The 19,378-nt window shown below is 29.5% G+C and carries 20 protein-coding genes; 14 read left to right on the forward strand and 6 right to left on the reverse strand.

Annotation, left to right across the window (positions count from 1 at the left end):
* Positions 1–81: 81 nt before the first annotated feature.
* From J8L88_RS14485 to J8L88_RS14495, 3 genes are all read left to right on the forward strand, one after another.
* Positions 82–1,278 carry a T9SS type A sorting domain-containing protein gene (locus J8L88_RS14485; RefSeq protein ID WP_211061068.1) on the forward strand — a complete coding sequence of 399 codons (1,197 nt, stop codon included), beginning with the start codon at positions 82–84 and terminating at the stop codon, positions 1,276–1,278.
* A gap of 106 nt (positions 1,279–1,384) precedes the next feature.
* Positions 1,385–2,506, forward strand: coding sequence for a T9SS type A sorting domain-containing protein (locus J8L88_RS14490; RefSeq protein WP_051335990.1), 1,122 nt, complete (start codon positions 1,385–1,387; stop codon positions 2,504–2,506).
* Between the two features lie 29 nt (positions 2,507–2,535).
* Positions 2,536–3,357, forward strand: coding sequence for a heparin lyase I family protein (locus tag J8L88_RS14495; RefSeq protein ID WP_211061069.1), 822 nt, complete (start codon positions 2,536–2,538; stop codon positions 3,355–3,357).
* Between the two features lie 43 nt (positions 3,358–3,400).
* Here the strand turns inward: J8L88_RS14495 and J8L88_RS14500 are convergent, their stop codons facing one another.
* The gene (locus J8L88_RS14500; RefSeq protein WP_211061070.1) at positions 3,401–4,255 is read right to left on the reverse strand and encodes a DUF5777 family beta-barrel protein; all 855 of its coding nucleotides are present in this window, start codon (positions 4,253–4,255) and stop codon (positions 3,401–3,403) included.
* A 31-nt stretch (positions 4,256–4,286) separates the two neighbouring features.
* The gene (locus tag J8L88_RS14505) at positions 4,287–4,670 is read right to left on the reverse strand and encodes a hypothetical protein (RefSeq protein WP_211061071.1); all 384 of its coding nucleotides are present in this window, start codon (positions 4,668–4,670) and stop codon (positions 4,287–4,289) included.
* Positions 4,671–4,833: 163 nt separating this feature from the next.
* On the opposite strand from J8L88_RS14505, the gene J8L88_RS14510 reads away from it, so the two are divergent.
* From J8L88_RS14510 to J8L88_RS14550, 9 genes are all read left to right on the forward strand, one after another.
* Positions 4,834–5,163: a hypothetical protein gene (locus tag J8L88_RS14510; RefSeq protein ID WP_247666489.1), complete on the forward strand. Its 330-nt coding sequence runs from the start codon at positions 4,834–4,836 to the stop codon at positions 5,161–5,163.
* Between the two features lie 12 nt (positions 5,164–5,175).
* Entirely contained in the window at positions 5,176–5,715 is a 540-nt protein-coding gene (locus J8L88_RS14515; RefSeq protein ID WP_118385579.1) for a YceI family protein, read from the forward strand.
* 281 nt (positions 5,716–5,996) lie between these two features.
* Positions 5,997–6,896, forward strand: a complete 900-nt coding sequence (locus J8L88_RS14520) for a hypothetical protein (protein ID WP_027392030.1) — start codon at positions 5,997–5,999, stop codon at positions 6,894–6,896.
* Positions 6,889–8,352, forward strand: coding sequence for a radical SAM protein (locus J8L88_RS14525; protein WP_027392031.1), 1,464 nt, complete (start codon positions 6,889–6,891; stop codon positions 8,350–8,352). The genes J8L88_RS14520 and J8L88_RS14525 overlap by 8 nt, the downstream gene beginning before the upstream one ends.
* A complete protein-coding gene (locus tag J8L88_RS14530; RefSeq protein ID WP_118385577.1) occupies positions 8,345–9,136 on the forward strand; it encodes a class I SAM-dependent methyltransferase in 792 nt (263 codons plus the stop codon). The genes J8L88_RS14525 and J8L88_RS14530 overlap by 8 nt, the downstream gene beginning before the upstream one ends.
* Positions 9,133–10,509, forward strand: a complete 1,377-nt coding sequence (locus tag J8L88_RS14535; RefSeq protein WP_211061073.1) for a B12-binding domain-containing radical SAM protein — start codon at positions 9,133–9,135, stop codon at positions 10,507–10,509. The genes J8L88_RS14530 and J8L88_RS14535 overlap by 4 nt, the downstream gene beginning before the upstream one ends.
* Positions 10,510–10,536: 27 nt before the next feature.
* Entirely contained in the window at positions 10,537–11,523 is a 987-nt protein-coding gene (locus tag J8L88_RS14540; protein ID WP_211061074.1) for a glycosyltransferase family 2 protein, read from the forward strand.
* Between the two features lie 28 nt (positions 11,524–11,551).
* On the forward strand, positions 11,552–13,234 hold the full coding sequence (locus J8L88_RS14545) for an ABC transporter ATP-binding protein (RefSeq protein WP_211061075.1): 1,683 nt from the start codon (positions 11,552–11,554) through the stop codon (positions 13,232–13,234).
* Positions 13,231–14,283 carry a glycosyltransferase gene (locus tag J8L88_RS14550; RefSeq protein ID WP_211061076.1) on the forward strand — a complete coding sequence of 351 codons (1,053 nt, stop codon included), beginning with the start codon at positions 13,231–13,233 and terminating at the stop codon, positions 14,281–14,283. Before J8L88_RS14545 ends, J8L88_RS14550 begins: the two co-directional genes overlap by 4 nt.
* On the opposite strand, the gene J8L88_RS14555 is transcribed toward J8L88_RS14550, so the two are convergent.
* A complete protein-coding gene (locus tag J8L88_RS14555; RefSeq protein WP_211061077.1) occupies positions 14,256–15,359 on the reverse strand; it encodes a glycosyltransferase family 4 protein in 1,104 nt (367 codons plus the stop codon). The two genes, J8L88_RS14550 and J8L88_RS14555, sit on opposite strands and share 28 nt — an antisense overlap.
* Positions 15,360–15,570: 211 nt before the next feature.
* Between J8L88_RS14555 and J8L88_RS14560 the strand changes: the two genes are divergently transcribed.
* Together J8L88_RS14560 and J8L88_RS14565 are read left to right on the forward strand one after the other, a co-directional pair.
* Positions 15,571–16,704 carry an SGNH/GDSL hydrolase family protein gene (locus tag J8L88_RS14560; protein WP_211061078.1) on the forward strand — a complete coding sequence of 378 codons (1,134 nt, stop codon included), beginning with the start codon at positions 15,571–15,573 and terminating at the stop codon, positions 16,702–16,704.
* A 38-nt stretch (positions 16,705–16,742) separates the two neighbouring features.
* Positions 16,743–17,876, forward strand: a complete 1,134-nt coding sequence (locus J8L88_RS14565) for an SGNH/GDSL hydrolase family protein (protein ID WP_211061079.1) — start codon at positions 16,743–16,745, stop codon at positions 17,874–17,876.
* 6 nt (positions 17,877–17,882) lie between these two features.
* Here J8L88_RS14565 and J8L88_RS14570 read toward each other — a convergent pair whose 3' ends face one another.
* Genes J8L88_RS14570 through J8L88_RS23570 form a run of 3 tightly spaced genes read right to left on the reverse strand, consistent with a single transcriptional unit; the run spans position 17,883 to position 19,376 of the window.
* Complete coding sequence (locus tag J8L88_RS14570) at positions 17,883–18,563, reverse strand: sulfotransferase (RefSeq protein WP_211061080.1); 681 nt, start codon at positions 18,561–18,563, stop codon at positions 17,883–17,885.
* Between the two features lie 55 nt (positions 18,564–18,618).
* A complete protein-coding gene (cysC, locus tag J8L88_RS14575; RefSeq protein ID WP_211061081.1) occupies positions 18,619–19,161 on the reverse strand; it encodes an adenylyl-sulfate kinase in 543 nt (180 codons plus the stop codon).
* 56 nt (positions 19,162–19,217) lie between these two features.
* Positions 19,218–19,376: a DUF5989 family protein gene (locus J8L88_RS23570; protein WP_256439425.1), complete on the reverse strand. Its 159-nt coding sequence runs from the start codon at positions 19,374–19,376 to the stop codon at positions 19,218–19,220.
* Positions 19,377–19,378: the final 2 nt, after the last annotated feature.

A 19,378-nucleotide genomic window follows, 5' to 3' on the forward strand; every position in this document is an offset into this window, starting at 1 on the left:
ATAAAAATAAATCTATATATTTGGTTAACCAATTTGGTTGACCAAATATAAATTTCACCCAATTATCAAAACAAGACAATCATGAAAAATTTATTACTTACCTGTATGATGTTAACTATGAGCTTTGCATTTGCTCAAATTCCTTCGGGATCTGGGGTATATCTTAACAAACTAATTGTTAGCCCTAATGGAGATGATCTTACTAATGAATATATCGAAATTCGTGGTACTCCTGATGCCGTGATTCCTTCTGATTTATATCTAATTAATGTTGAAGGTGATGGAGAAGCTAGTAGAGATGATTACGGAGAAGTTGGTGAAGTAATTCAACTAGGTGATGGAACAAGAACTTTTGGTTCTAATGGCTTTTTAGCGATTGTAGCCAACTATACAGATGAAAATACTAATGTGGTAACAACAAATCCGTATACTAGTGTTATTGCAACAGGAACAACCATAGTGACTATAGAACTTATTGGAAATGATGTTACAGGTTCTTCTAGTAGTAATGTTTCTTCATTTACACCAGATATCGGTTATGATGGAAATTTCGAAGATTGGAGTGCTACATATATGTTAGTACAAGCTCCAAGTGACCCAAGTGGTGTTGATATCGATGCAGATAATGATGGTGTTATTGATGCAACTGGAGATCATACAATGTGGACTCGTTATGATTCTGTTAGCTTTTTAGATGAAGATGATTTATTAGATTCAGGAGACAATGGTGAGTTTGGATATGGCCAAATTATAGTTGTTAGAGATTTAGCAGAAAACTCTAGTAATGGTATTTTCACTGATACAGGAGCAACTGTAATAGAAAACACAGGTAGTAATGTACATTTCTGGGGAAGACAAGGAACCTCTACAGGTTTTACTACATCGGATTGGATAGCTGCCTCATTTGATGGAACAGGTCCTAATTGGGAATTCTCAGGTAACACTGCAAGAGTATCACCTGCAGAATTTGCAAGCTATATTATTCCTAGTGAAATATATGGAGCCCTAAATCCTACGGCTGCTACTCTATCTATAACAGAACAAGAATTAACCGACGATATTTCATTTTTCCCAAATCCAACTACTAACGTAATTAATATCAGCTCTAAAAATGATATTATTTCATCTATAGAAGTAGTAAACGTAACTGGTCAAATATTAATTCAAAAAGAAAATGATTTAGACGTTATTGATTTAACATCTTTCTCCACTGGATTATATTATATGAATATCTATGGTGATGGAACTAAGATTACCAAAGCGATCGTTAAAAATTAAAAAATACTTTTTAAACAGTTTGATTTTAATTTGAGTTTAGATAATATCCTTGCATATTTTTGCAAGGATATTCCTATTAAAACCTAAATTTAATACCCCATAGATAATGAAACCTTTTACAATAATTTTTATTCTATTTATAAGTTTTGGTACTCAAGCTCAGATAACATTAGATGCTGACGGTCCCGGCAATACCTATGAACTTATTAATAGCGTTTTTGCACCAACAAGCGGAAATGTCATAGAAGCACCCGGAATTACTGGTAGTACTTGCGATAACCATTCTACCTATTCTGGTACAGATGGAAATCGTCATATTGATGAAGTATTCAATACAGACTTAGGGGTTAATGTATTTAGATTTATCATGCATGTTAATGAAGATATTGATCGCGACAAATGTTCCACTACAGATCGCCAGCGCAATGAAATTAAAACTTACGCTCCTTCTCCTGATAATCTTAAAGGAGTAATAGGAGAAACTGTGGAATACAAATGGAAATTTAAAATAGATGCAAACTTTCAACCTTCCGGAAGTTTTACTCATTTTCATCAATTAAAATCTGTTGGAGCAGATTCTGCAGAAGAAAGTCAGCCGCTGATTACCTTAACTGCTAGAAAGGCAAGCCCGGATCGATTAGAATTAAGATATGCACCTACTACTTCACAATCTACACTTACTACAGTCGATCTATCTGTATTAAAAGGAAATTGGGTTGAAGTTCTTGAAACTGTTACCTATGGAGAAACTGGAAATGCTTCTTATAGCATTATCATCACTAATGTAGATTCGGGATCAGAAATATTAAACTACTCTTCTTCTTCGCTTAGAATGTGGAAGACAAATGCAGATTTTATTAGACCAAAATGGGGAATCTATAGAAGTTTAAATTCTGCCTCAGATTTAAGAGATGAAGAAGTATTGTATGCTAACTTTTCCGTAACTGAAAACCCTACGCTCTCTGTACCAACAATATCAGAAAAAGAATTGTTTGATGTATTTCCGAACCCTACTAAAGCAGTAATAAGTTTTAATTTTTTCGAGAACACAAACGACTACACAATATCAGTTATAGGTGGGTCAGGAAAAATTGTCAAGAAACCACAAGAATTAAAAACTACTGATCAGTTAGATATTAGTGATCTTTCTAATGGAGTCTATTTTATAAAAATTATTGATAAGCAAACTAATACCTTTTCTATAAAGAAAATTGTAAAAATAGATTAATAGAAGTTTAAAATAAAAAACAACATATTATGAAATTTACTTTTGTACTATTTACTCTTTTGACATACATTTCTTCTTATGCTCAGGTTTCTCTTACTGCTGATGGCCCAGGAAACACCTATGAGCTTATTACTTCTAAATTGGCTCCAGGATATAATCCTATAGAAGCGCCAGGTATGGTAAGAAAAGATTGTGATAACCATCTTAATTATGGTAAGCACATTAGTGAAGTTTATGATGATGAACTCGCTAAGAATGTATTTAAATTTGTCATTCATGTTAAAGAAGACAATGACCGTTGCAAAACTTTTGATAGACAACGTAATGAAATAAAAAGCTATAAATCATCACCAGATAATCTAAAAGCTACGATTGGGGAAACTGTAGAGTACAATTGGAAATTTAAGATAGATAAAAACTTCAAGCCATCTAAGAACTTTACGCACCTCCATCAATTAAAATCTGTAGGAGAAACAGAAAAAGCAAAACCTATTATCACCCTTACGGCTAGAAAAGGAAGTGTTGATAAATTAGAGCTTAGACATTCTAGCGGAAAAGATCAAAATACACTTAAAAAAGTAGATTTGGACTTATTAAGAGGTAATTGGGTAATGGTTACAGAAAAAGTTACTTACGGAAACCTAGGTAAAACCTCTTACGATATATCTATCACCAATATAAAAACAGGAAAAATAATTTTGGAATACCAGAGTACTAACCTACAAATATGGAATGCAGGTGCAGAATTCGTTAGACCAAAATGGGGAATCTATAGAAGTTTAAAAAACGCACAAAACCTTAGAGATGAAGAAGTACTATTTGCAGATTTTTCTATTAAAGAAAGTAAATAGTTGACCTTAGCAGAATTAATCACCTATAAAAATATTTTTCGCTCTACAGATCAAAGACTCTACTTAAATTAAACCCAAAGAAAAAATCACCATCTCCCCAATCTCCAGATCCTTGACCTAAGAAACCATTTTCAAACATAGGCTGTGCATTTGTAAAATGAACCTGAAATACATGACCTCCTGTTTCTATATCAAAACCTATTGATAATGGATTTTTAAAAGTAGAAGTACTACTTCTATTAAAATGATATCCGTAATCTACATTAAGACTAAAACGTTTCGTTAATTTGTAACGACCTCCTACTCCCATAATAAACTGAGAATTATCCTGATCATCAAATCTAACAAAATTTTCATGTAAATAAGACGGTGCTAGTTCTAATGAAAGTCTTTTACTTACCTTTCTAGAAATTAAAACTTGAGACACATAAGATAATCTATTATTAAATTCTAATTTAGGTAATTGATTTTTTTCTAAACCTGTATTAATCGTTAATAAATTATATCCAACAATAGTAAAAGGGAATCCGTTTTTTTTCTGTCTTGTTAATCTATACTTAATATGAGCTCCATAGGTCTTTTGAAATGAGCTACGAGCAATCCCAACATTTAGTCCATCTGTTATACCATAAATAAATTTAAGTTGAGTTACGGCTTGATCCAATCCAAAAAAATCATCAATTCCATTTTCTACACTACCAAAACGGTGAGCAACTACAAAAAATAAACTACGTTTATTAACCAATTTTGTAGATTCAAAATTTACAACCTTAAGTCCCTTAAAAGTAGATGTAACATAATTATCTTCTTGAACATCCGACTCTAACTCATTTAACAAATCATCTTGAGCAAGTGTAATATATGGTAGTAAAAATAAAATGAATAAGAGTTTTTTCATGAACGAGGTTTTAAAATACTATAAAAAGAAATTATTTAATAATTGATGCTTGGTCTAACTTAACTACTTCTAGAAGTTCGTCATAACCGATGCATCTGCCCTTTATGATATATTGTGAACGTAAACTAGATGCAGTAATATTGTGATCAGTATCAAAAGTGCAATACGCAGCTTCATTGAGCATTAAAGAATTAGTTTCTATCTCTGTCACTTCTCCTTTAACAACAATTGTTTTATTTAAATACTTTTTAGAAGCTGTATCTGAGCTTTCCGAAAATTCTCTTACCAAATCAGTAGCATCAACCGTAAATTCCGCTTTTTCCTCCTGAATATCCCTATGAGATTGATACACATATTTATATCCAACAAAAGCCGCAATTCCTAAAATTAAAATTACTATAAGTAGTTTTTTCATTGTGTATTTTCCGTTTAAACTTGTTTTAAAAGTATGAAAATTATCCACCTAATGAAACATATTTTTGCATATCAATTAAATTTGATCTAATTTTTACCTTCCAAAACTAGAACTCAATAGGCAATTTATGAAAATAAATATTTTAAAATTTTTGATTTTTTGTATGATTTTATTCAACATAAGTTGTGAAAATGATAGCGAAAAAGATTTAATAGATATTACACCTGTTACGTTGGTTACTTATAACAATAATGTAAAGGCTATCGTTGATAGTAACTGTACTACTTGTCATAATGATCCACCGATTAACTTTGCTCCTATGCCACTTTTAACTTTTAATCAGGTAAAGGAGGCTGTGGATAACAGAGGGTTACTAGAGAGAGTTTCTTCAGAAGATATTAGTTTTTTGATGCCTTCTGGAGGTCCAAGGTTACCACAAGCGACCATTGATATTATATTACAATGGAATACTGATGGATTATTAGAACAATAAAACCATATACCCATGAAAAATATCTTATTCTTTTTATTAGTATTTATTTCAGGATCTATTCTTGCGCAAGGAAAATTTATTACCAAGAAAGGTACTATTAGTTTTGAAGCTTCTGTGCCATCTTTTGAAGAAGTAAAAGCTAAAAACAGTACCGTAACTGCCATTTTAAATACTGATAACGGTGACTTTGCTGCTTTAGCCTTAATAAAAGGTTTCAGGTTTAAGAATGCTTTGATGGAAGAACACTTTAATGAAAACTATATTGAATCTGACGATTATCCCAAAGCAACTTTTAAAGGTAAGCTTGTAAACTTTGACATCAGTAATATTCAAAATGAATATGCGATTAAAGGAACATTATCATTACACGGAAAAACAAAGGAAATCGAGGTAAAAGGCGTAGTCAATAAAGATGGTGATGATACAATTTCTATCGCTTCATCTTTTATAACAAAACCTGAAGAGTTCGACATTAAAATTCCAAGTATCGTTAGTAAAAAGATCGCTGATGATATTTCGGTGTCGCTAAATTTTATTTTAAAAAAGAAATAGTTTTTTAATATTTCAATTTTTCAACTTGAAATATTCCTTTTTTAAATCTAATTTTTCCTTTTTAGTACATTTTTATTGAATGTCTGTATCATAATCTTGTTTATTAGCGCTAATAAACTGTTTGAATATGGTTTCATTCAAAAAACCATATTATTAATATATAATCAGGAGCTATGTAAATAACTATATAATCAACATATTCAGATTCAAACACACTAATTAATTATTAAAAAATGACATAATATTATTTTTAATAACGTCTAATTAAAACTCAACTCTCGGTGAAATCTCTTAAAACGTTGCTATATTTTTCCATTTTTAAATATCCTCTTTCAGCCGAAGAGATTTATTTGTTTTCTGCTGCCTCTGATCAAAGTGAAATCAAAAACGAACTTGAATATCTCAAAAAAAAGGGAGTTATTTCTTATGATAACAGTTATTATTTTCTAGATGGAAACTTACAATCTGTTTCTCGTCGTATAGAAGGAAATAAAATGGCTAAATCTGTTATGCAAAAAGCAATTAAAAAAGGTACTTTAATTGCTAAGTTTCCTTATGTAAAAGCTGTTGGTATTTCTGGCGCTTTGTCAAAAAATTATCATGATAAAGATGGTGATGTTGATTTTTTTGTGATTACAAAATCAGAACGTCTATGGGTTGCAAGAACGCTATTAATGTTGTACAAGAAAATATTCTTATTCAATTCCAGAAAGTTCTTTTGTATCAATTACTTTATAGCGGAAAATTCATTAGAAATATCAGAAAAAAACATATTTACGGCTACCGAATTATTAACGTTAATTCCGGTTTCTGGAGATTTCACTAGTTTCTATAGACAAAACCAATGGGTTTCTAACTTTTTACCCAATTTAGAAATAGGTAAATCTTCCGTCAAAAATTTAAAAAGCAAGCCTCTAATAACTAGAATTATAGAATTAATACTAAACACTAAAATCGGAAATAGTTTAGAACGTATTTTTCTAAAAATGACATTAAAAAAGTGGAATACTAAATTTAAGACTTTACACAAAGATGATTTTGACATAGCAATGAAATCAACGGATGGGGTATCCAAACATCATCCTAGAAATTTTCAGAAAAAGGTCATTGACAGGTTAAACAAACGGTACAATGAATTTCAATTAAAATATAATATAGAATTAGAAAAAGAGCATGCTTGATATTTTGTTTTCACATTCTTATTACTACCCTTTAGATCTTAAACAATGGAAGAATCAAACACCTTATCCTCCATTAGGAACTATATACGCTGCTTCTTTAATGCGAGAAAAGGGTTTTACGGTTGATCTTTTTGACACCAACCTAAGAGATAACCCATATGACATTGAAAAAGAAATCATAGAAAAGAAACCTAGATTTATGGTTTTATATGATGATGGCTTTAATTACTTGACAAAAATGTGTCTAACTACTATGCGTGAAGCCGCTTTTGAGATGATGAGAATTGGGAAAAGCCATAATTGCACTATAATTGTCAATAGTTCTGATGCTACAGATCATTATCCTAAATATTTATACAATGGTGCTGATTATATTATCCAAGGAGAAGGAGAATTGGCTTTATTAGAACTTATTTCGGCTCTTAAAAATGAGCAGCCAATAGAAAAAATTAAAAGCCTTGTATATAAAAAAGATGAAAACACTGTTACTAATCCTAAACGAGAAGTTTTAAAAAAACTAGATGAGTTACCTATGCCCGCATGGGATCTTGTGGACATTAATTCTTATAAAAAAGTATGGCATGATGGAGGTAAAGAATTTACTCTAAATCTTGCTACTACCAGAGGGTGTCCATTTAAATGCAACTGGTGCGCTAAACCAATTTATGGAAATAGATATAATACGCATTCTCCAGAATATATAGTAAATCACATACAATATTTACAGAAAAACTATGATGTCGAACGTTTCTGGATGTGTGACGATATTTTTGGTTTAACTCCAGGATGGGTGCAGAATTTTAATCAAGAACTAAAAAACACAAATACTACACTAAAATATTACATCCAAAGTAGAGTTGATTTATTACTTAAAGAAGATACTATAGATGCTCTTGCTGAATCTGGATTACAAGAAGTTTGGGTTGGAGCAGAAAGTGGTTCTCAATCCATCCTCGATGCTATGGATAAAGGAACTAAAGTAGAAGAAATATACAATGCCACAACGTTACTAAAAGATAAGAATATACGAGTAGCATTTTTTATTCAATTTGGTTATCTCGGTGAAACCAAAGATGATATTTCTAAAACTATAAAAATGATAAAAGAACTAGTTCCAGATGACCTAGGTATATCCGTATCTTATCCACTTCCGGGAACTAAATTTTATGATAAAGTAAAAGATGATCTTCGATTCAAAGCAAATTGGACAGACTCGGATGATTTAGCCATGATGTTTAAGAGTACTTATAATTCTAAATACTATAAAAAACTACATAGATATGTACATAAGGAATATAGAAAAAGTCAAGGACTACGATTCCTAAAAGCTACTCTAAAGAGTCCTTCTAAAATTTCTACTAATACACTAAAACGAATATCATATTTACTGTATTATTTCCCAAGTGCATATATGGATGCTCAGATTTTAAAAAGAATGGAACATATTAATGAATGAGAGTTTTGACATAGCGGCGATAACCTATGATACTACTTTTACTCATAGTAAAATTGGCAAACTCCAAAGAAACTTGGTGTTTGATCATTTGACAAAAATGCTTCCGCCAAATCAAAAATTAGATATTCTAGAAATTAATTGTGGTACTGGTCATGATGCAATATGGCTAGCTGAACAAGGACATCGTGTTATTGCTACAGATATATCATCAGAAATGATTTCAATCGCTAAATCGAAGCAACATAACCAGATCAAAGATCTAGAGTTTCTACAACTAGATATTAACAAGCTAAGCACATTAAATTCTGAACAACCTTTTGATTTGATATTTTCAGATTTTGGAGGATTAAATTGTCTTTCTCCAGATCAATTAAAAGAGTTTTTTATAGCCGCTCAGGCAAAATTAAAACCAAATGGCATAATCGTAGGAGTTATTATGCCTAAGCAATGTTTGATGGAGAATATTTATTTCACGATGAAAGGTAAATTCAAACAAGCTTTTAGACGTAATACTGATAATGTAGTCATAGCAAATGTCGACGGAGTCGATGTAAATACTTGGTACTATAATCCAAAAATGATACAGAAAATATCTAGCAAATTATTTAAAACAAATGAATTAAAACCCATCGGATTATGGATCCCTCCTTCTTATCTTGAATCGTTTTTTAAGAACAAGTCGGGAATTTTAAAAATCTTATCAAATCTGGATATGTTTTTCCGTCGTTTCGCATTCCTATCAAAATATAGTGATCATTATCTAATCTCCCTCATCAAAAAATGAGTATAGTTCTTACCCACGCATATTATCTAAGTACAGATCCTAAGGAACAAAGGATCATGAAACCCTATCCTCCTCTAGGACAGCTTTATATTTCTGGATACTTAAAAGAGCACGGTTTAGAGAATTATGTTTTTGACACAACATTTAGCTCTAAAAAAGAGCAACTAAGTTTTATAGCATCCAAGAAACCAGATGTAGTAGCTATATATGCAAATCTAATGACTAAAGTAGAAGTCATTAAACTTATTAAAACACTAGTTACAGAAGCTACGTACGGTTTCCCAAAAATAGTACTAGGAGGTCCTGATGTTACTTATAACACCGAAAATTACTTAAGATCTGGTGCTCAATATATCGTAATCGGTGAAGGAGAAGAAACGTTATATGAACTCCATCAAGCGATTAAAAACAAAACCGATATACACGCAGTTTCAGGAATTGCATATTTAGATAATGACAAAGTAGTAAAAACTACTGCCAGAATAAAAATGAAAGATTTATCAGTGCTTCCACTCCCAAACCGAGAAGCTATTGATATGCAAAAATATCTTGATACTTGGAAAAATAACCATGGACAAAGTTCTATGACCATTAGTACTCAGCGTGGTTGTCCATATACTTGTAAATGGTGTAGTACAGCAGTTTATGGACAGAGTTATCGAAGAAGACCTGCTAATCTTGTAGCACAAGAATTAGCTATGCTTAAAAGAGAATACAATCCTGATACCATATGGTTTGTTGATGATGTATTTACAGTAAGTCATAAATGGTTAGCAGAATTTCATAAAGAAGTGATACAACAAGATGCTATTATTCCTTTTGAATGTATTACCCGAGCAGAACGTTTAAATGATGAAGTTTTACAACAGTTAAAAGAAGCTGGTTGTTATCGGATATGGATTGGTGCAGAAAGTGGTTCACAAAAAATAGTGGATGCAATGGATCGAAGAGTTAAAGTAGAAACAGTAAGAGAAGCCATCCAGAAAACTAATCAATTAGGTATCGAAACAGGAACTTTTATTATGGTAGGATATCCTGGTGAAGATGAAAAAGATATCGCAGAAACCATACATCATCTAAAAGTAGCGAACCCTACTCATTTTACAATCACTGTTGCTTATCCAATAAAAGGAACTTCTCTATATAATGAAATCGAAAATGATATCACTATACAACCGGATTGGAATACCTCAACAGATAGAGACATTGATTTTAAAAGAACTTATCATCGTAAATTCTATGATTTTGCTGTAAGAAGAATTGTTAATGAAGTAAACTATTTTAAAAACAGAAATAACCTAAAAGAAAAATTAAAATTAAAAGTAAAATCGATAGCCGCTTTACTACTAATGAAATATTATAAATTGAGATAAAATTCTTTATTTAAAAATGGATGATATATGATTAGTGTTGTAATACCAACCAGAAATAGATTAGAATCTTTAAATAGAGTATTAGATTCTCTATATAAACAGGCTCTAAAACCTAAAGAAATAATCATTATTGACTCCAGTGATCAAGCTTTTACAACTAAAGATCTCATTACACCACCTAATACTATTAATTTAATTTTGGAGCGATCCACTCCTTCAGTTTGTGAACAAAGAAATATCGGTATTAAATTAAGTTCAAATCCTATTATTTTATTAAGTGATGATGATTTAGTCTTCGAAGAAGAATATACATTAACATTATATGACTATCTGAAAAAAAATCCCTCTAAAAAAGCTGTTAGTGGAATAATTTTAGAAAAAAATACAAAAGATGAATGGGCATATGCCAATGAGATTTCTGATGTAAAACTAATTTATAATTGGTTCTTTGGACTTTCTATCTTTTCTGATTTATCTAAAAGTAAAAGAGGCAATATTCTTGTTAACCGAATAAAAACTAAATTATCTAACAAAGGAAACCAAATCTCAAAAGCAGGATGGCCTATTTTCGTAAACTGGAATAAAGATGAAAATGATTTTCCTTTTTTTTCATTAATGGGTGCAATGATAAGAAAACCTGAAGAAGATTTATTTGATCCCGTTTTCGTATTTAATGGTATTGGAGATAATTATGATGCCTGTATTAAATTAGGTTTCAATATTACCATTTTAAAAAAGACAAAAGCCTTTCATCACAAGGAAATAACGAATCGAATCAGTCCAAAAGAAGGTTTCTATTACCGAACTTCAGCATTACATTATATACTACTTAACAATTCTAATTTCTCAAGTTCAAATCGTTTATTTTTACTTTGGTCCTTGATTGGAGTTTTAATTCCAAACTTTCTTAAAATGAATACAGAAATGATAAAATATAATCTGATATTAATCTTCAGGATATTATTTAAAAAAAATCTATATCAACAAGAAACCCTTAATAATATCAGCACATAACAATAATTAAAACATTTCATTTCAAATTTTGAAAAAATTAATTGAACATATAAAATATCTAATTCCTCTATCTAAAAGGAAAAGACTTCCCTTTTTCTTTTCTATTTCTATTGTCAATTCAATTTTAGACTTCATTTCCATCGCGTTTTTAACACCATTTATTCTATTAATAATTGATAAAAAGAAAGTAGATGATTTTTTGGTTTCCCATTTTGGTATTACTTATCAAGAAAAGCATATACTATATGCCCTTATAATTCTAATAGTTTTTTATTTACTAAAAAATTTACTCCAAACTAAAATTGTATCCCGACAATCAAAATACCTCTACTCTATTGGTACTTTGTTATCTAAGAAACTAGTATCCAGTTTTACCTATGGAAACTATGAAAAATATTACCTCATCGATAAAGGAGAATTAATCAGAGATTTTCATAAACTTCCAACTATTTTCGTAACTAATATTCTTATCCCGATTTACCACTTAACATCAGAAATAATTATAATATCTATGATTATGATAGCAGGATTTATTCTTAATCCTTTGGCAACTATTTTTTCTATAATTTTTGTCTCTATTTCTGCACTATTATTATTGTTTTTGCGTAAAGGCAAAACACAACGCTTTAATGAAATCATTTCTAAATCATATAGAGACACCTTAAATAATTTAATGAATATCTTAAACGGAATCATTGAAATAAAAAGTTCTAAATCAGAAAGAGATTTCATTAATCGATTTGGCAAATCCTATGAGGAACAAAATGACACGCTAGCATCCTTAAGCACTTTTAAACAAAATAATGTACGATATCTAGAAGTAATGACAATTATTTTTATTTCATTTTCTATTGCTTTTATATTATTAAACTCCAGTTCAATGAAAGATCTGGTATTACTTTCTTTTTATGGAAGTGCCGTTATTAAAATTATTCCGTCATTCAATAAAATCATTAACGCATACATAGATTTAAAAAGTAACAAACATGCTGTTGATATTTTAGCCTCTTACAAATTTGACCAACCTAATGAACTAAATGAAAATCTGTTCGAAAATTCTTTACGGTTAGAAAACATTAATTTTAATTACCCTAATAACGATTTAATTATATCTAACTGTAACATAGAAATAAAGAAAGGTGACTTTATTGGAATTATGGGCAAATCTGGTTGCGGAAAAACGACCTTACTACATATTATCTGTAGAATGCTTCCATTTAAATCTGGTAAGATCATATTAGATAAAAATGTTATTTCGAATACAGCATCGTTTCCTTTCGTATATATGTTATCGCAACATTCATTTATTTTTCAAGGAACATTGATTGAAAATATAACAATGAATAAAAAAGAAGATGTTGATTATAACTATATAAATCACCTCTTTGATAGTTTTGATCTAAAAGATTGGTTTCTAAATTTAGACGATGGTTTTGATACTGTATTAAACATTGATAGTAAAAGTATTTCTGGTGGACAAAAACAACGTTTAGCTTTGATTAGAGCCTTATATACAAAACCCAAAATTCTATTACTTGATGAAGCTACAAATCAACTAAATGAAGATTTAGAGATAAAAATTATGAAATATTTAAAAAGTAGAACAACAGAAAATGAATTATCGATAGTTGCTGTTTTTCATAATAAAGACCTCTCTAAATTTGCCGAGAAACATTACACATTTCAAAACAGCAATCTCATAAAGGGATGAAGAAAAAGTTGTTATTTATTACGCCACTATTTCCAGGGAACAAAAATGAGGATACTATCGTTCCTTTTATTTATCAATTCTGTAATTACTTAGATACTAATTTTGATGATCTAGAAATAGATATAATTACACTCCGATATCCTATTAAAAAAGAGGAATACAATATTAACTCTATTAAAGTGTATGCAATTGGAGGTGGATTTAAAACCAAATGGAATAGTATATTGGTGATTAGTAAAGCCTTTATAAAAGGTGCCAAACTTTTTGGCAGAAATGACTATGACGGAATCCTATCTTTCTGGTATAGTGACACCGCTATTGTTGGTAAGTTACTTAGGATATTTTTTAGAGTTAAACATTTTACTTGGTTGCAAGGACAAGATGTAAAATCAAATAACAAATACTTTAAACTCTTCAGGCCATCCGCAGATCGACTTATTGTAGTGGGAAAAAACCATCAAAAGGTTTTAAAAAAACATTGGGGTATTACCGCTAAAAAAATTGCCAATGTAGCTGTAGATACCAATAGCTTTCCGGAACTGAATATTGGATCAAGAACCATTGATATTATTGGTGTAGGAAATTTGGGCGCATTAAAAAATTATTCTTTATTTATTGAAATTATTTTCGAATTAAAGAAAGCGTTGAATACTATAAATGTTGTTATCTGTGGGGATGGAGAAGAAAAAGAAATGCTTACTACTAAAATTAATGCACTAGGACTAAGAGAAAATATTACATTAATGGGGTATGTACCCAATAACAAGGTTCGAGATCTTTTAAATAATAGTAAACTGTTATTACATACGTCACAATTCGAAGGGAATTCTATGGTTGTTCAAGAAGCTCTGTATAGTGGTTGCAAAGTAATTAGTACATTCCCTTTATCAGAAAACATAACGAACTTTTTCTATGAAGATAATAAAGCGGATTTAATTAAAACATCAATGGATTTATTAAATAAAAATCAAGAAACTCAAAGGATTAGGCATTTTAAAATTGAAGATACCGCAGATGTAATCTATTCTTGTTTTTTTGATTCTAAATAATGAAACGTTTGATAAATATCTTCAGCTATTGCTTTATGAGTCAATTTATCTTCTACACATTGCAATAATTCTGATTGTTTTTTAGAATAATCTATAGTTTTTGTTTCACAAAATGCATTAAATAGTTCTTCTCCATTACCTGGTGCAAACAATAAAGCACAGGCTCCATTATTAGTCATATAATTAAAAGACGGAATACTAGTTACAATCGGAACACAACCACACGTCATTGCCTCTGCAAGTGCAAATCCACTACCCTCATAATGAGATCCCAAAACAAAATACTCATGAGTTTGATATAATAACTCGATTTCTTTTCTATCTAATTTCCCTATAGTATTAACTGCTTGCTTTAAAAGTGTACTTGAGCTTAACAATTCATTTACTTCTTCTAATAATTCAAACTCATTATATACCATCGTTAATGTAGCCAAAGGTTCTTTAACCAGGTATTTTTGAAAAGCACTCAAAACAGTAATTGGATCTTTATTCTTATCCAATCTCCCGACCCATAAAAAAGATTCCTTTTTTCTCTTAATCTCTGGGTTGAATGTAAAATTGGCAGCACCTTCCATTACTTCGAAAACTTTATTATTATCAAAAACTCCAGACGCTACCCAATCTTTGGCATTTTCTTTTCCTGTAAAAAAATAACCATCTATATATTTATCAGCCCAAGTATATATTAATTTCTTTAAACCTTTGGGCGCTTCAGCATATCCTTGAACTTGAACCAAAATTATTGATTTCTTACGTAATTGTTTCCTTAGAAAATAACTATACCTCCCATATCCCATTCCATGTATTAAAATATAATCTGGTGCTAACTTATTTATGAAATTATGGTACAAAAAAGGAATATTATATTTTTTCAGTTTCTTCCCTTTATAAAAAAAATACTGTACCCCTTCTTTTTTCATGGAAAAATTAACTGCAATCCTATTCAATGAAATTGTTTGTATTTTATCCTTCAAATACGGAAGGTACCCTAAACTATAATTAAACTTTTTAATTAATAAATCTGGTTTTTTTATCTTCTCTGAGTAGTAATTTAAATCTAGAAAAACCTTATTCATACACAAAAACTAAAAATTTAATCATAACCAAATCTTTCTTTACTATAATCTATGATTACTAAATACTTTTTTTAAAATCACTAGATATTAAAGATTATGACTAAATTTAATTAAATATCTAATAATAAACTCTTGAGACTTATATTAAATTCTATTTGTCGTTTTTTTATAAAATCAACAATTGTTTGACCTATAATTCTTCTTTACAAGTATGAGAAAAAAAATTAAGGATTTCATTATCATTATCTTCATATCATTCCTTTTATTAGTAATATTAGAAGTCATCCTTGGTTTTTTTTTCAAAAACAGAAAATTTCAACATCAATCTAATAAAATAGACCGTGTCTTAGCATCCAATTCATATTCTGAAAAAGATATTCCTTTTATAAAACAGTTTTACAATGATTACCATAAGCTAACCTATGAATGGGATCCATTTACGGAATATAAACTTAAACCATATACAGGTAAAGCAATAAATATTGATATACAAGGTAATAGAAAAACTATCAATGAAGACACTATCATAACTGATTCTACATATACTATCTATTGTTTTGGTGGTTCTACTATGTTTGGCGAAGGAGCTAGAGATATAATGACAATACCGTCATTATTATCCAAAAAATTAAAAGAAAAAGCGCCAACAAAAAAATTTCATATTACCAACTACGGTGTTCCCGCTTATAGCAGATCACAGGAAACTGCACTATTAATAGAAGCTTTAAAAAAAGGAAAAAAACCCGATATTGTTGTTTTCTATGATGGTTTTAATGAAGTACTTTTAAAACATCCTAATTATTTAAAAAACGTTCGGGAACCAATAAAACAGTCATATGATGCTATCAAAAAATCTAACAAACAATTCATATTAGCACTTAAATCAAGTAATGTTAATATGGGTGTTAAAAAACTACAAAACAAATTAAAGCACGTAGAAAAAGAAAAATATGATGTCATCATAAACGACTCTATACTTGATGAAATTATAAAAGGATATAGAAATAATATTAAAATTACGGACGCTATCAGCAATCAATATCGTTTTAATATCTTTAATTACTTACAACCATCTGTTTATACCAAGAAATTAAGAACCGAATATGAAAACCTTCAATATAACAAACATGAAGGTTTAGATAAGGTGTTTAATAAGTTATATCAACAATTGACAACTGATTCAATATTACAAAACTCAAATAATTTTATTAATATCAGTAACTGTTTTGACACTAGTAAAGAAAATATATTTATTGACAATTGCCATATTTCTGAATATGGTAATTCTATAATAAGTGAAATTATTGCTAATGATATTATTACATCAATTAATAATATCAACTAGCTTAGGACTTATATATCATCATTAGAACATCTCATTCAATGAATCATAATTTATTTAAAAAGAAGTACTTAATCTCTTTATTTAAAAAATTGATTTTAATATTTGGCTTTACATTCCTTCTTTTGGAAGTAGTACTAGCTATATATACGAAGAATAGCAACCTTAATATTGAAATCCCCACATACTCTTTAGAGAATACTCAGAGCTTTTGGTATGACATTAATAAAAATTTTGGAACCTCTCATCTCCCAAATAATAATTATAGGCAAAAAAAAACATGCTTTGATGTAACTTATCAATCCAATTCCAAGGGTTTTAGAGATCAAGAAAGAGCTATAAGAAGTTCTAATAAGAGAGTATTGGTTCTTGGAGATTCATTTATCGAAGGTGTAGGTGTGTCTAGAGAATTCAGACTATCAAATCTATTAGAAAATGAAAAAAAAATACCACACTTAAATTTTGGAATGGCAGGCAATTTTGGATCTACACAATATTACATATTATATAAAACATTAGCTAGTTCTTACACTCATGATGCCATTTTAATAGGTGTTTTACCTGCAAACGACTTTATTGATGATGACTATGAAATAAACTTAAAAATTAATTCGGACCGATATCGACCATATCTCGTCGGAGACTATCCGCATTATTCATTGACCTATCATCTGGATAGCATCCATAAGTCAAGAGTGCATAGTAAAAAACTTAAACCTATTAAAAAAATATTTAAAAATTTCACATATTCATACAACGTTCTTTTATATGCTAAATCAGTATTAAAACAATCTATAAAAAAAGATAATAAAATAGTATCTGAAGATGAAATTCCCGGATATTTTAATTATTCAGAAAAGCAATTAAATCGCCTAAAGTATTCATTAGAACAGATTAAATCAATAGCTGGAGAAAGAGAGGTTATGGTTTTTACAATTCCAGTATTAAGAGATATTCAAAATTACAAAAAACATAAAAATAATCCTTTAGGTAAAGAAATGTCCGCTTTTTGTGAATCTATAGGAATCAAATATTTGGATCTTCTTTTAGAAACAGATAAAATTTCCATAAAAGATTCTGAAGAACAGTTTTTAACTTGTGATGGGCATTGGAGTAAAAAAGGAAATGTTTTTGCTAAAAAACATATCCAATCTTTTTTTGATTATTACAATTAATATCTATTACATATTAATCAATTGATTAAACAACTCGTATTCTTCTGGATATTTAGATGTATCAACATCAATGTACTGTGAGTTATTAATAATTTTTCCTTCTTTTATATTAGCACTAGGATCACCACTGGTACCTGTAAAATTAAATGTTTCATATTCCGATTTAAGTGGTGTATACATCTCTAAAAACTCACTTATTTTATCTAAAATTACATTTGGTGTACGCACTAACTCCTCAGAATTTATAACTAAACACTGATCATTAGATAATTTTTCTCTCAGTTTTATTAGGTAAGACATCCGATCATGATAATATTTTTTTGATTTATCATCTGACCATGGTGTATAATGTTTTTTAGTAAGTGCCATAATACTAGCTACTGATGGATCAGGAGGTCGTGTCAGAATAATCACTTTAAGATTCTTTTTTTGAAAAATCTTTGGATTTGGAGTTTTCGAATTATGATTTATTTGATCTACATAGGTTTTTTTTAAAAAATTAACAGACCTATTCTTTAATAAGGTCTTAGATTTCATATAAAGTAATTTTAAATTACTCTCATATATCGCGTTACTTTCTCCAAGTCCCACCATAGTAGGGTGTGATAAAAGAATATGAGTCAACAAAGAAGACCTACTCCTCATATGCCCCATTACGAAAAGATAATCCGTTCTTTTAGTTTCCATTATAGTGTGTGAGTTTATACCTAGTATATATCATATTCTAAAAAAGTAGCTCTATTTATAATTTTTTAGGTTCTGTTTTAATAAAACTATGCTCTATCATTTTTTTTAATGAGCTCTGATAATTTATTTTTTCAGTTGGTATATGTAAGTCTACCTGTTTAGGAGGTTCGTATGGATCATCAATCCCTGTGAAATTTTTTATTTCTCCTTTTAGCACTTTTTTATATAATCCTTTGGGGTCTCTTTCTATACAACCTTCAATAGAACAATCAACATAAATTAGTTTAAAATCAAAACCTTCATTTTCTATAAGTTTCTTAGCATCTAATCTATGGTCATTATACGGAGCTATAAGAGAAACAATAACACTGATTCCTTTCTTAAGATAAGAGATCGATAGCTCGGCCGTTAAGATTAACTGTTTATGTCTATCTTCTTTACTAAACCCTAAATCACAGTGCAATGCCTTGCGCAGATCATCTCCATCTAAATGAAAGACTTTATTTTCTATACTTGAGTAGTAATTTGTTAAACCTTTTCCCAAAGTAGTTTTTCCACTACCCGACAAACCCGTTAAAAGAATAAAAACTGGTTTCAATTATGTTACTATTTTATTTTAATTATTAAAATGATCCCTCTTTTTATATGTGGTTTTTAAAATAAAGAATAGACAAAGGGTGATACAACAGAATTCTCTGTAAAAACTAATAAAGCTCCTAATAAAACTAAAACAATAATAATTGGGATCAACCAATACTTTTTTTGATGCATCAAAAACTTCAAAAACTCTAAAAATATCCCTGATTTATTCATTG

It is taken from the genome of Aquimarina sp. MMG015, from assembly GCF_018100855.1.
Classification (GTDB): Bacteria; Bacteroidota; Bacteroidia; order Flavobacteriales; family Flavobacteriaceae; genus Aquimarina; species Aquimarina latercula.

Bases quoted from the DNA above. Each gene is read 5' to 3' on its own strand.
- J8L88_RS14485 (WP_211061068.1), top strand. From the start codon at position 82: ATGAAAAATTTATTACTTACCTGTATGATGTTAACTATGAGCTTTGCA.
- J8L88_RS14490 (WP_051335990.1), top strand. From the start codon at position 1,385: ATGAAACCTTTTACAATAATTTTTATTCTATTTATAAGTTTTGGTACT.
- J8L88_RS14495 (WP_211061069.1), top strand. From the start codon at position 2,536: ATGAAATTTACTTTTGTACTATTTACTCTTTTGACATACATTTCTTCT.
- J8L88_RS14500 (WP_211061070.1), bottom strand. From the start codon at position 4,255: ATGAAAAAACTCTTATTCATTTTATTTTTACTACCATATATTACACTT.
- J8L88_RS14505 (WP_211061071.1), bottom strand. From the start codon at position 4,670: ATGAAAAAACTACTTATAGTAATTTTAATTTTAGGAATTGCGGCTTTT.
- J8L88_RS14510 (WP_247666489.1), top strand. From the start codon at position 4,834: ATGATTTTATTCAACATAAGTTGTGAAAATGATAGCGAAAAAGATTTA.
- J8L88_RS14515 (WP_118385579.1), top strand. From the start codon at position 5,176: ATGAAAAATATCTTATTCTTTTTATTAGTATTTATTTCAGGATCTATT.
- J8L88_RS14525 (WP_027392031.1), top strand. From the start codon at position 6,889: ATGCTTGATATTTTGTTTTCACATTCTTATTACTACCCTTTAGATCTT.
- J8L88_RS14530 (WP_118385577.1), top strand. From the start codon at position 8,345: ATGAATGAGAGTTTTGACATAGCGGCGATAACCTATGATACTACTTTT.
- J8L88_RS14535 (WP_211061073.1), top strand. From the start codon at position 9,133: ATGAGTATAGTTCTTACCCACGCATATTATCTAAGTACAGATCCTAAG.
- J8L88_RS14540 (WP_211061074.1), top strand. From the start codon at position 10,537: ATGATTAGTGTTGTAATACCAACCAGAAATAGATTAGAATCTTTAAAT.
- J8L88_RS14550 (WP_211061076.1), top strand. From the start codon at position 13,231: ATGAAGAAAAAGTTGTTATTTATTACGCCACTATTTCCAGGGAACAAA.
- J8L88_RS14555 (WP_211061077.1), bottom strand. From the start codon at position 15,359: ATGAATAAGGTTTTTCTAGATTTAAATTACTACTCAGAGAAGATAAAA.
- J8L88_RS14560 (WP_211061078.1), top strand. From the start codon at position 15,571: ATGAGAAAAAAAATTAAGGATTTCATTATCATTATCTTCATATCATTC.
- J8L88_RS14565 (WP_211061079.1), top strand. From the start codon at position 16,743: ATGAATCATAATTTATTTAAAAAGAAGTACTTAATCTCTTTATTTAAA.
- J8L88_RS14570 (WP_211061080.1), bottom strand. From the start codon at position 18,563: ATGGAAACTAAAAGAACGGATTATCTTTTCGTAATGGGGCATATGAGG.
- J8L88_RS23570 (WP_256439425.1), bottom strand. From the start codon at position 19,376: ATGAATAAATCAGGGATATTTTTAGAGTTTTTGAAGTTTTTGATGCAT.